Raw genomic sequence first — 12,680 nt, 5'->3', positions numbered from 1 at the left:
GGTGAATAAGGTGGATAAATTATGTCGAATAATACTTCCGGTACAGGTAAATCCCCTGTTCCAGTCAAAAAGCTGAGTATTGCCACACTGGCAATTATGAATATTGTCGCCGTCGTCAGCCTCAGAGGATTGCCCGCTGAAGCCGAATATGGCCTGAGTTCAATTTTCTATTATCTCTTTGCCGCAGTATTTTTCTTAATCCCTGTATCACTGGTAGCGGCGGAATTAGCCACAGGTTGGCCGGAGAAAGGGGGGGTATTTCGCTGGGTTGGCGAAGCATTTGGCCCCCGGTTAGCCTTTCTCGCCATGTTTATGTTGTGGATTGAGGTGACAGTTTGGTTCCCCACTGCACTGACCTTTGCCGCAGTCTCACTGGCCTTTATCGGCCCCGAACAACGCTGGGACGAGGCCCTATCTGCCAATAAATTCTTTGTCTTAGGAATAGTGCTATTTATTTATTGGCTCGCGACCTTTATTGCTTTTAAAGGCGTAGATACATTCACGAAAGTTGCGAAATGGGGCGGTATTATTGGGACTATTATTCCTGCGATTATTTTGATTGTGTTGGGTTTCTCTTACTTAATTGGCGGCGGAGCTCCACAAATAGATTTAGCTTGGGATAAAGTGGTTCCTGACTTTTCCAACTTTGATAACGTGGTGCTGGCAGCCAGTATTTTCTTGTTCTACGCCGGTATGGAGATGAATGCCATTCATGTTAAAGATGTTGATAATCCTAATAGAAATTACCCTATAGCCATTATGTTATCAGCCGTGGGCACGGTGCTTATTTTCGTGTTAGGGACTCTGGCAATCGCCTTTATTATTCCACAATCTGAAATTAGTCTGACGCAAAGTTTGTTGGTGGCCTACGACGATATGTTCAAGTGGGCGCATCTGGAATGGCTGGGGCCAGTGGTGGCTTTTGCGTTGGCCATTGGGGTCTTGGCGGGGGTTGTGACCTGGGTTGCCGGCCCGTCCTCGGGTTTGCTGGTGGTGGCGAAAGCCGGTTATCTGCCGCGCTGGTGGCAACATACCAATAAGAATGGCATGGCGACCCATATTCTACTGCTACAAGCGCTGCTTGTTTCCTTGTTGGCGATACTGTTTGTGGTATTACCTTCGGTGCAGGCGGCATACCAGATAATGAGCCAGATGACGGTTATCTTGTATCTTATCATGTATATGCTGATGTTCAGTTCGGCTATTTATCTGCGCTACAGTCAGCCGAATCGTCCTCGACCATATCATATTCCCGGTGGGGGGATTGGTATGTGGATTATTGGCGGTGCGGGGCTTATAGGCTCAATTCTCGCTTTCATATTCAGCTTTATTCCTCCTAGCCAAATCTCCGTGGGCAGCCCAACAGAATATGTTGGCATCCTGATTGCCTCTACACTGTTCTTTGTCGCCTTGCCATTCTTGATTTATATCGTCCGCAAGCCTCATTGGCGTGATGCAAATAGTGATTTTGCGCCATTTACCTGGCAAGCAGAAAATGGTCACCCGGGGATCCCGAGTGCTTCGGCGATACATACTAATGATGTCACGGCAGCGGCAATTAAAACTCCAGTGGCGGACACGCCGAGAAGTTAATGTTCTTCCTCTCTGTATGCAGGGGGCAGTGGCCCCCTGCTCAATAATATAAAGTGTTGGAGTCAGTGTTATGACTATTAACCTAGCTCGCCTGAATCAAGTTATTAACGATGTCCATTCGCAATATTCCATGCTCGCTGGTGGGGAGAATGCCAGCTATATTCCCTATCTGGCCAGTGTTCCCAGTCAGCTGGCCGGGCTAGCTATTGTCACTGTTGGTGGCGATATTATTTCACAAGGCGATGCTGATTTTCGTTTTGCTTTAGAGTCGATTTCGAAAGTGTGTTCTCTTGCTTTGGCATTAGAAGATATTGGCCCACAAGCAGTGCAGGACAAGATAGGCGCAGATCCTACCGGTTTGCCTTTTAACTCGGTGATTGCGTTGGAACTGCATAATGGCAAACCATTGTCACCGCTGGTAAATGCGGGGGCGATGTCCACAGTGAGTGCAATTAAGGCCAGCAGTCGGGAAGAGCGCTGGGCGCGTATTTTGGATATTCAGCAGCAACTGGCGGGTGCGCCGATTGCACTTTCGGATGAAGTTAACCATTCAGAACAAACCACCAATTTTCACAATCGGGCCATTGCCTGGCTACTTTATTCGGCCCAGGCCATGTATTGCGACCCGATGGAAGCCTGTGACGTCTATACCCGCCAGTGTTCAACATTGTTCAGTACCATTGAACTGGCAACCATGGGGGCCACTTTCGCGGCAGGCGGCAGAAATCCTGTGACTCAAAAACAGGTGCTGACGGCCTCAAATATGCCATATATTTTGGCTGAAATGACCATGGAAGGGATGTATGGTAGCTCCGGTGATTGGGCTTATACCGTGGGGTTACCGGGTAAAAGTGGTGTCGGCGGCGGAATTTTGGCGGTCGTGCCGGGCGTCATGGGGATTGCTGCATTTTCGCCGCCCCTTGACCCCGTAGGTAATAGCGTACGCGGCCAAAAAATGGTGGCGTCAGTGGCTCAGCAGTTGGGATATAACTTATATAAAGGCCCGCTTTTGTAACGGCCCACTTTTGTAACGGATAGAGGCCCTGCGGTGTGCAGGGCCAAGTCAATCATCGCAATTAGCTTAAATCAATATCTTTATGCCCGAAAAACCACGTCAGAATAAAGCCAGCAGTATATGAGATCAGTAGACCGGCCACATAAACCAGCATCCCGGCGAAAATCCCTTGAGCTGAAGTCATCAGCGGAATAGACACTAATCCCGATGGGCCAAATACAGTATTCAAACCAACTGGCAACCCCAACCAGGCAACCAAACCAATAAAGAAACCGCCGACCGCGCCGCCTACACAAGCAGTAATAAAGGGCTTCAGGCGCGGTAATGTCACGCCATAAATAAGAGGTTCTCCAATTCCCAATAGCCCCGGGAAAATGGCCCCTTTAATTTGTGTACGCAGCACCGAACCTTTTGGCGATCGGGCATAAAGTGCCAGCGCCGCGCCCACCTGGCCCGCACCGGCCATGGCCAAAATCGGGAATAATGAGTTGAATCCTTGCGCATCCATTAAGGCGAAATAAACTGGAACAAACCCTTGGTGAATACCAAACACGACTGCAATCAGGAATAACCCCGCCAGAATCGCGGTGCCGAACGGGTTACCATTCAAATGCATAAACAGCCAGGACATGCCCTTAAACAGCTCGCCACCCAGCGGCATAATGACAACAAAAGTAATGGCACCGGTAATCAGCAAGGTTATTGATGATGTCAGTATCATATCCAGATTATCAGGGATGAAACGGCGCACTTGCCGCTCAATCCATGCACCCAACATACAGGCCAGCAGGACACCGATGATGTTGCCGCGTGGATCAATCGCCAGGCCAAAGAAGTTGTCCATGCCGCCGTAGTAGCCGACAGTACCCTCTGGCACATAACGTAAAATAAAGAGTGAAGCAATAATTGCGCCGTTGACCCCCGTCCCGCCAAAGGCTTTTTGCGTATTAAAGCCAATCAGAATGCTCAGGAAGGTAAATAAACCGATGCTGAATACTTTCATGTAGGCAATCAGTGCTGCCAACCACGGAGATTGAATGACGCCATCCAATGCCAGTGTTTGCTGGAGCAAGGTCGCTATCCCCAGCAATAATCCCGCAGCAATAAACCCAGGAATGAGCGGGGTAAAGATGGTGGCGAATTTGGTCAGAAAATTATGAACCGCGCTTTGTTGTTTCGCTTTCATTTGCTGCTTTGTCTGGCCAGCTAGCACCTGTAAATCAATATTATTACTATTTTCAACTGGTTGATGCGATTCAGAACTCAGTATCTTGTTCATCATTTCGCTGGCTGTTTGAGCTTTGCCCGGCCCAAGAATGATCTGTAATTGGTCATCGCCATTCACCACTCCCATGACGCCGGGGATTTTTTTTAAGCTTTCATGTTGAATCAGTTGACGGTCTTTTAAAGTGAGACGGAGCCTCGTCATGCAGTTTCCGCAGACGATGATATTTTGACGCCCACCAATGAAGAGTAAAATTTGATCTATCGTGGTGCCCGTTATTTTCGCCATGGTTATGCTTTAATCTCCTGTAGCGCTTTGCGAATAAATCCCTTATTTTTGTTGAGGATATCGGCTGCTTCCTCCGCAGACATACCACTCAGAATCATCATAATGGCTGTTTTACAATGGCGGTTACATTCATTGAGCGCCTGTTGCGCATCTTCGGGGGAACATTCTGTTGCTTGAACAACAATATCGACCTGGCGCTGCACCAGTTTGGCATTTGTCGCTTCAACATCCACCATCAGATTGCTATAAACTTTTCCGCTACGGATCATCGCGCCAGTGGTCAGCATATTCAGAATTAACTTTTGTGCAGTTCCAGCTTTCATCCGTGATGATCCGGTGACAACTTCCGGGCCGACCAAAGGCTCAATGGCGATATCTGCCGCGTTCCCCATTTCACTATTCTGATTGCAGGAAATAGCCACCACGCTAGCCCCAACACGCCGTGCATAGGCCATGGCCCCCAGAACATAAGGTGTGCGGCCACTGGCTGCAATTCCCACTAATACATCGCGGGCATTAAAATTGAGATTACGCAGGTCTTGCTCACCCATTTCACGGCTATCTTCTGCATTTTCAACCGCTTGGAGAATGGCAGTGTTTCCGCCAGCAATCAGGCCAACGACCATTTCTCGCGGTGTCCCGTAAGTTGGTGGGCACTCACTAGCATCCAAAATTCCCAATCGTCCTGAGGTCCCCGCCCCACAATAAATTAATCTGCCGCCATGCACGAAAGCCTCTGCGATAAGAGAGACAGCTTGGGCGATTTCGGGCAGTTTTTCCTCCACGGCGAAGGGCACTTTTTTATCCTCATGATTGATAACCTTGAGTATCTCCAGTGTTGATAGCGTATCAATTTGAGAACTGGCGGGGTTTCGGCTTTCCGTAACCATTGAGCTTAGATTAATCTTCATGGGGACTTCCTTTTATTTAAATTATCAGCGATGTTAAGGAATTATTTATTTATTAAATGTGATGATTATCACGGTAAAATCTATTCTAATTACTGGGGCTATGAGGAATAAGTACAGATAAAGTAGAACAAATAAATAAATTATCTTCATTACTTTTATGCAGTTACACCTGAGTCATAAAAGGTGCTTGCGCTGGAATAATCTATTGTCTTTAACGGGAACCTTTGATGTCTATTTTGAATGAAATAACTTGGCTACTACCTGAATTGGCTGAAAATCAGCAAAAAATAGCGAAATATATTCTTCATAATCCAGAATCCATACTGAGTATATCCTCCTCCCAGTTCGCAGAAAATGCAGGAGTCAGCCAATCAGCCATTGTGAAATTTAGCCAGAAGATTGGCATGAAAGGCTTTCCAGCACTAAAAATCGCCATCAGTGAAGAATTAAGCAAGAATAATTTATTTAAATCCTACCCACATAAAGCGCTGCACAACTCTATTTCTTCAGAAGACTCACTGATGGTGATGGCACAAAAGCTGGCGCACGAGAAGACGGCAGCGATTATGGAGACAACACGGAAAATTAATTTCTCCGTTTTTCAGCAAGTGGTCTCGCTCATTAATGCAGCTCAGCGAGTACAGATAGTAGGTATTTGGGGCTCAGGGCTTACAGCAAAAGATCTGAGCTATAAATTACAGAAAATAGGCATAATGACCCTGGTTGAAGCCGACCTCCATGTACAGATTGCTGCGGCACTCACTCTCACACCTAAAGATGTGCAGATTGTTCTTTCTTTTACTGGCAGAAGAAAAGACATGAAAATCGCAGCAACAGTCGCCAAAGCACAAGGGGCAACTGTCATTGCAATTACTGGCAGTAAAGTTTCTCCATTGGCTAAAATTGCAGATTATGTCCTTGAAAGTATTTCGGATGAAAATGAGTGGCGTAGCTCTTCAATTTCTTCCAGAACGGCCCAAAATACCTTAACCGATCTGATATTCTTGGCGTTGATGCAGGAACGAAAAGAAATGGCAAAACCCTTGATTCTGAATGCGAGCATGACAATAAATAATCTGGATGACTGATGCTTTGATTTGTCGCTTTATAAAAATTAAGGCAATGAAGATGATATGAATTAATTATCTCATTGCCGGTATTAGATTTGTTGTCTCCATCTCGTCAGAAATGACCTGCATATCTCAATGACGATTAAATGATTTTAGAATAAATATTCCTGATGGTGGAAAATTATTCCTGACTTTATCGCCTTATATAGCGGCATTTCTGAAATGAACTGCAGGAAAAGAAATGCTATTATTCCTTTTAAGGCAAGAAAGGCGAATCAATCAACTGTGATAATTGTCACTTTATTATGTGTGCTAAAAAGTAAAATCGCCCGGCAAACATAACTAATGGAGGAGTTAATGAAAAAAATAATATCCGCGATTCTCTTATTTAGCACCTGTACTTATGCAGATGTTATTCCAGACGCGCAACTTAAAGAAATGTGGTTGTCGCCAAAAATCTCTGCTGAGAAAATGACGTCTAAAATGAGTTTTGAAGAAAAACTGGGGCAAATATTGATGGTTGATATTCGCTCATGGAGTCATACTGATAACAGTAATAAAACGGCATTTATTGAAATTAATGACACTGTCAGTAAGATGATTCACGATTATCATTTAGGTTCTATTATTCTTTTTCGTGAGAATCTGATTGATACGCCACAAACCGTCAAATTAATTAATAATCTTCAGAAAGCACGCAGTAATCTCCCTCTGTTTATTAGCACCGACCAAGAAGGGGGTTATGTCACCCGTCTACGAGTTGGTACTGAAATGCCGGGTAATATGGCATTAGGCGCGACGGGATCATCTAAGTTTGCTCAGCAGGCTGGAAGTATCCATGGTTATGAATTGTCCAGCTTGGGTTTTAACTTTAATTTTGGTCCAGTAGTTGATGTCAATAATAACCAAAATAACCCTGTTATCGGCGTACGTTCTTATTCAGATGATCCGGTGCTGGTGGGGGAATTAGCTCGTAGTTATATCAGTGGCATCCACAAATACAATGTACTCACCTCACTAAAACATTTCCCTGGCCATGGCAATGTTACCTCAGATACGCATTTTTCCTTGCCGACTGTCAATATTGATAAAGCTGCATGGCAGCAAGTCGAGCTGAAACCCTTTGTTGACGTCATGCCAGTTACTGATGCAATTATGACTGCCCATGTCGTCGTTCCAGCCCTGGATAATTCAATGCTGACGAATATCAAGGGGGAAAAAGTAGGCACTCCAGCGACATTATCAAAGCCAATTCTAACTGATATATTACGCAATCAGCTCAAGTTTGATGGCTTGATCCTAACAGATGCTATGGATATGGGCGCGATTACCAGTAACTTTGACAGTCATTGGTCTATCAAGCAGGCCATTATGGCTGGCAATGATATTATCTTAATGCCAATGGAAATTAAGAGCAGCGCCAGTATTGAAAAACTCAATGCACTTTATGATTATTTAAAAACCGAGGCTGAAAAAGATCCTGAGCTTAAACAACGTATTGAGAATGCAGCACAGCGGGTAATTTACACCAAATTGAGTAAGCATATTTCTTCGGAACCTCATGATGTTGCTATAGCAGAAAAGGTCGTCGCATCCAAAACTCATAAGGACATTGAGAATTTTATTTCTGAGCAGGCCATTACACTGATTAAGAATGATAATGTTCTGCCTTATCAGATTAAGCCACAAAATAAGATAATGGTATTCTCTGATGAGAAACCACGCAATGAACTCATTACTAAGCATCTTGATGATATTGCTAAGGAATTTCAGGTTGAATTTTCCGTTAACAATGAAGTCATTAAGTTAGATAAAAACGATGTAGCTGTTGAAGCAATAGCAAAGAAAATTAAAGATCAAAACTTTATTATTCTTGCGACTTACAATCTTAAGCTTAATCCTATTAATGCTCAGCGGATTATAGATGAAGCAAATAAAGCTAATATTCCGTTGGTCGTGATATCCAGCCGTAATCCTTACGATATTTCCTATTTGTCCGGAGTAAAGGCCAATATTGCTATTTATGGTATCACTGGATTCGATGTTACCAATAATGTACGAAACAGTTTGGAAACTAATATTCGCAGTGGACTAAGAACATTGTTTCAGGGACCAAAAGGGAAATTAGATGTGTTGGCCGAACCACATGGAAAATTACCAGTGGATATCAAAACACCTGATAATAGCCAGATACTCTATCCACGTGGTTATGGACTAACCACGTTATAAAAATAGCGGAAGGTAAAAATGAATATCTTAAAAGGATTTGTGGTTTTCAGCGCCCTAACACTGTGCATACCTGTATTGGCCGATGAATTTGAAACTGACTATGACCAAGAGATTCATAAATTAAATAAACGAATCCAACAAATAGAGCTGGAAAAAAAAGAGGCGCAGGATAAGTTAAAACAAAAAGCCTGGAACTTCGAAACTTATATAGGCGCAGAGCAAGAAATAGACAGTGATGAAAGTTGGAAATTTATTAAAGGTAGTATGGCAACCTCACCTTATATTGGAGCCTATATTTATCAAAATGACTCATTGTGGCTATATGATGTGCAGTTTTTGAAAACATATCTAGATAATAATCCTGAGTATGATCGTACACGTTGGCAGGCAGGCGTAACCAGAACTTTTCCTTTCATCTATGATGGTAAGAGCGGTAATACAAAATTGCGATTAGGTTATCGTAATGACAATTGGCATTATCCTTCAATAAATAATCCGGCATTAGCTGATCTTGAATATAAAGGGGATGTCCGTAAAGGCGAAGAGCGGCATGAAATTTGGATCCGTCCACAGGCATATTATAAATATTCTGAGAATCTAAGTTTTAATGCTAGTTTCTCATTCCGCCTGATTGACCGTAAATTGGACTATGCTCGTGCTAAAGGGAATTATGGGGTATACAAACGAGATTGGAGCCAAATAAATGAGCATTTTGTTGGCACAAATATCACCTTTAATCAGAATAACTCACTTTGGTTAAACTATTTGTATATTGATGAGCAATTGGTCAATACGCTTTATAACAAAGAGCATTTCTTATGGGGCATTTATCGTCATAAGTTTGATAATGGTCTTCTGTTTATGCCTTATACGCGTCTGGCTCTGGTTAAAGGTACACAGAGTTTCCGTGATTCGAATAATCATGAAACTATGTATAAAGAAAAGAATCGTAGCCGCTATGGTTTACAGGTGCTTTATCCAGTGACAAAGCAAACATCCATATTTGCCGATACCTATTATCGCCCAGAGCAAACCTGGATGAATAGCAACAAAACCAGTAACAACTTTTGGTTTTGGGCCGTGGAGCTAAGACATAATTTCTGATAATTGATAAGATATATCAGAACATCAATTTACTCATTGTGAGAGACAAAGGATGAGGTATTTCCTGCAGGTATTACTATGTCTATGTTCATTGCTTATTATCAGCGCTGGTTATGCCAGCGCTACCCAAGAAATTATTTTAGGCGTTGATCAGGAAAATGTTTATGGGCCACTGCTAAAAAATAAGCGAGTGGGTTTAATGGTCAACCAAAGCTCGATTAACAAGGAAGGGCGTCATACCATCGACAAATTGTTATCTGAGCAAGATAAATTCCATTTTACCGTAAAAAAGCTATTCTCCGTTGAACACGGTATTCGTGGGAATGCAGATGCCGGGTTAGGGGATGATAATCACATTGATAAACAGAGCGGTCTTCCCATTATTTCTCTATATGGGAGGGATAAAGACGGGCGTGTGCGGGCACATCCCACTGAAGCGCAGTTATCTGATGTTGATATTGTTATTTATGATTTACAGGATGTAGGTGTTCGTTATTTTACCTATACCATTTCTATGCATCATATGTTGGAAAGTCTGCAAAAGTATCATAAACAATTTATGGTATTTGACCGGCCTAACCCGCTCGGAAATTATGTCTATGGACCTATTCTCGAAGAAGAGAATATTTCTGGTATTGGTATGCATCCTATCCCTATGGTGCACGGACTGACGTCTGGGGAGTTTGCCAGTATGATAATCAATGAGGGCTGGCTAACGAATTTCAAGGATTCTAGTTGGCAGGCATTCGGTATCAAAGCTTATCAGTTTCCACCTGAGGATTTGACTGTCATCACTATGGGAAATTATACACATAATTCACCATATTCATTACCAGTAAGGCCCTCACCCAATTTACGCAGCGATCTGGCTATTCAGCTTTATCCTTCTTTGGGATTATTTGAAGCAACCAGTGTCAATATGGGGCGAGGTTCCGACCACCCCTTTGAACAATTAGGTTTCCCATCCAAGCGATTTTATATTAACACCTGTTATCACGTCGACATCAACCAGCAGAAAACAGGGTGGCCGCAAGCGGGTAAGGAAGTGTGTGGCGAACAATTTGCTGTTGCCAATATAGCCGACTTTAAGCCGACAATACGTTACTTTGTTGAATGGTGGTTCAAATTTAAAGAGGCCGGTTATTCGATGGTTATTTCTCCACAGATGGAGGCCAATTATCTGGATTATCAGAATGATTATTTTTTAATCCGCCCTCTTTGGCTAGCAAAATTAACGGGCACACGTCATCTGGTTAAGTTAATGGAAGAAGCTGGTGAGAAGAAATTGACTGTCGATGAGACCGTGAATTATCTGGAATCTAACTGGCAGCCCGATCTAGATAATTATCTGAAGTTACGCGAGAAATATAAAATCTATCCTTAAATAATATTATTCTTCTTTGACGTTTGAGGTGCCAGTGAAAGCTGCGCCTCTTTTTTGTGGCTATTATCTTGGGTAGTGTAATCGCTCATTCAAACCAAATAAAAAGGAGTCAGACGATTTCTCATCTAACTCCTTGTTTTATTTGGTGGCCCCTACTGGACTTGAACCAGTGACCAAGCGATTATGAGTCACTACCTGAATTACATAAAATCAATGTTTTACATTTATTTTCATTGACTTAGATTGCCAATGATTGCATCTATTTGCCTGCGTATGCCATTTCTGCCGCCACTTTATCGCCACTTTCCGCCAGTGGATTTAATCTTACCGCATCTTCTAAGTGGTCAGGGGCAAAGTGAGCATAACGCATTGTCATTTTTATGTCTGTGTGGCCGAGTACGCGCTGTAGTACGAGAATATTGCCACCATTCATCATAAAGTGGCTGGCGAATGTATGGCGTAATACATGCGTCAATTGGCCTGCTGGTAGTTCTATACCGGTTCTCTCTAGAGCAGAGCGAAATGCACCATAGCAATCTGTAAATAAGCGTCCTTTCTTATCGGATGAGAGTGATTTGTATAACTCTTTGCTAATAGGAACGGTTCGGTTTTTCCTGCCTTTCGTATTCGTGTAGGTGATTTTATACTCTGATAACTGACTTTTACGCATACACTCCGCTTCTGACCACCGCGCGCCGGTGGAAAGACAAATCCTGACGACCATTTCTAAATCGGGGTGGCCATGACGTTTACATTCAGCCAGCAGTAAGGTGATATGCTCCTGAGTGAGCCAGGCCATTTCCATTTCTTCGGTGCGAAAAGGTCGCATATTCTTTAAAGGATTCTCACCTTTCCACTCACCGAGTCGATTTAGCTCGTTAAATACCGCTCGAAAATAAGCCAATTCAAGATTTAGTGTGCGGGGTGATACCACTTTTACCCTGTTTGAACGGGCGTGTTCACCTTTTAATCTTTTCTCCCTGTAACGGGAAAATATTTGCGCATCGAAATCTCTCGCTAGAGGTTCGCCCATACAGTCAAAAGCGTGATGCATTGCTTGTTGGCGTCTGAGGCCATCTTTAAGTGTGATGCCGTGAGCGCTATACCATGCGTCAACCAGCTCTTTTAATGTGCGCCTTTCTTCTTTTTCTTCCTGCCACGGGTTTTGAACGGTGTATTGTTCAAACGCTAGTGCTTCACCTTTTGTGGCAAACTTCTTTCTGATGCGTTTGCCATTTGCCCCGTTTGGGTAGAGCTCACAAATCCAGCCGCCAGCCGGATTTTTACGAACGGTCATGAGTTAACCTTATTCTTCATATAGCTGGACAATCCAGTCATATACATTGATTAATTCGCCAGTATCGCGGATTACAATTTCGCTATTCTCAATTCGGTCTAGGCGGAATGTCCGTAGTTGCCTACGCGAGTGACAGTAACCAGTAATGTTCTGTTCATTAATTTCTTTTACGTCAACTTTTCTATGAGTTGAATTACCATTTGAATCTGTGTACTCAAAAGAAATATTTTTGAACCAGTCTTTTATTTGATGCTTACTGTAACGCGTCTCTGGTGTATTCAACGGAGCGTCCGGTATAGTTACAACTGATAGTAATGCCGGTTTTTTAGTGATTCTTATTTGGCGAAGCGTAAGGAACAAAACAATAACCACAATAGGATATGCAATAGCGTAATCACCACTTAAATAGGCACCAAAAGCCGCTATGGAAAAAAGAAATACCGACAATCCTTTGGCGCAACGCATTATAAATTTCTCGGGTGACTTGAAATAAATAACCGTCGAAAAAACAGATAGGCATAAAAATAAAAGTGGAATTATAGTATCCATCACAACGTCCTTATT

Annotated in this window: 10 protein-coding genes; 6 read left to right on the top strand and 4 right to left on the bottom strand. The window is 43.1% G+C overall.

Going from position 1 to position 12,680, the window contains the following annotated elements; translation table 11 throughout:
• Positions 1 to 21 precede the first annotated feature (21 nt).
• Both gadC and glsA read left to right on the top strand, forming a co-directional pair.
• Positions 22 to 1,593, top strand: coding sequence for a putative glutamine/gamma-aminobutyrate antiporter GadC (gene gadC, locus OVO64_RS19320; protein ID WP_038638893.1), 1,572 nt, complete (start codon positions 22 to 24; stop codon positions 1,591 to 1,593).
• Positions 1,594 to 1,663: 70 nt separating this feature from the next.
• Positions 1,664 to 2,608, top strand: coding sequence for a glutaminase A (gene glsA, locus OVO64_RS19315; RefSeq protein ID WP_038638896.1), 945 nt, complete (start codon positions 1,664 to 1,666; stop codon positions 2,606 to 2,608).
• Between the two features lie 61 nt (positions 2,609 to 2,669).
• On the opposite strand, the gene murP is transcribed toward glsA, so the two are convergent.
• Together murP and murQ are read right to left on the bottom strand one after the other, a co-directional pair.
• On the bottom strand, positions 2,670 to 4,121 hold the full coding sequence (murP, locus tag OVO64_RS19310; RefSeq protein WP_038638899.1) for a PTS N-acetylmuramic acid transporter subunit IIBC: 1,452 nt from the start codon (positions 4,119 to 4,121) through the stop codon (positions 2,670 to 2,672).
• 2 nt (positions 4,122 to 4,123) lie between these two features.
• Positions 4,124 to 5,032, bottom strand: coding sequence for an N-acetylmuramic acid 6-phosphate etherase (gene murQ, locus OVO64_RS19305; protein WP_038638902.1), 909 nt, complete (start codon positions 5,030 to 5,032; stop codon positions 4,124 to 4,126).
• A gap of 227 nt (positions 5,033 to 5,259) precedes the next feature.
• Between murQ and OVO64_RS19300 the strand changes: the two genes are divergently transcribed.
• The 4 genes from OVO64_RS19300 to OVO64_RS19285 all read left to right on the top strand — a co-directional run bounded on the left by OVO64_RS19300 (position 5,260) and on the right by OVO64_RS19285 (position 10,819).
• Positions 5,260 to 6,120, top strand: coding sequence for an SIS domain-containing protein (locus tag OVO64_RS19300; RefSeq protein ID WP_038638905.1), 861 nt, complete (start codon positions 5,260 to 5,262; stop codon positions 6,118 to 6,120).
• Positions 6,121 to 6,459: 339 nt separating this feature from the next.
• Complete coding sequence (locus tag OVO64_RS19295; RefSeq protein WP_186377466.1) at positions 6,460 to 8,331, top strand: glycoside hydrolase family 3 protein; 1,872 nt, start codon at positions 6,460 to 6,462, stop codon at positions 8,329 to 8,331.
• A gap of 18 nt (positions 8,332 to 8,349) precedes the next feature.
• A complete protein-coding gene (locus OVO64_RS19290; RefSeq protein ID WP_038638911.1) occupies positions 8,350 to 9,435 on the top strand; it encodes a hypothetical protein in 1,086 nt (361 codons plus the stop codon).
• Between the two features lie 52 nt (positions 9,436 to 9,487).
• Positions 9,488 to 10,819 carry an exo-beta-N-acetylmuramidase NamZ domain-containing protein gene (locus tag OVO64_RS19285; protein WP_038638915.1) on the top strand — a complete coding sequence of 444 codons (1,332 nt, stop codon included), beginning with the start codon at positions 9,488 to 9,490 and terminating at the stop codon, positions 10,817 to 10,819.
• A gap of 259 nt (positions 10,820 to 11,078) precedes the next feature.
• Here the strand turns inward: OVO64_RS19285 and OVO64_RS19280 are convergent, their stop codons facing one another.
• Together OVO64_RS19280 and OVO64_RS19275 are read right to left on the bottom strand one after the other, a co-directional pair.
• The gene (locus OVO64_RS19280; protein ID WP_145510032.1) at positions 11,079 to 12,116 is read right to left on the bottom strand and encodes a tyrosine-type recombinase/integrase; all 1,038 of its coding nucleotides are present in this window, start codon (positions 12,114 to 12,116) and stop codon (positions 11,079 to 11,081) included.
• Between the two features lie 9 nt (positions 12,117 to 12,125).
• A complete protein-coding gene (locus OVO64_RS19275) occupies positions 12,126 to 12,665 on the bottom strand; it encodes a hypothetical protein (protein ID WP_145510033.1) in 540 nt (179 codons plus the stop codon).
• Positions 12,666 to 12,680: the final 15 nt, after the last annotated feature.

The sequence above is a fragment of the Yersinia sp. Marseille-Q5920 genome (assembly GCF_946902935.1).
Taxonomy (GTDB): Bacteria; Pseudomonadota; Gammaproteobacteria; order Enterobacterales; family Enterobacteriaceae; genus Yersinia; species Yersinia rochesterensis.
This window is presented reverse-complemented; position numbering and strand designations above follow the sequence as displayed.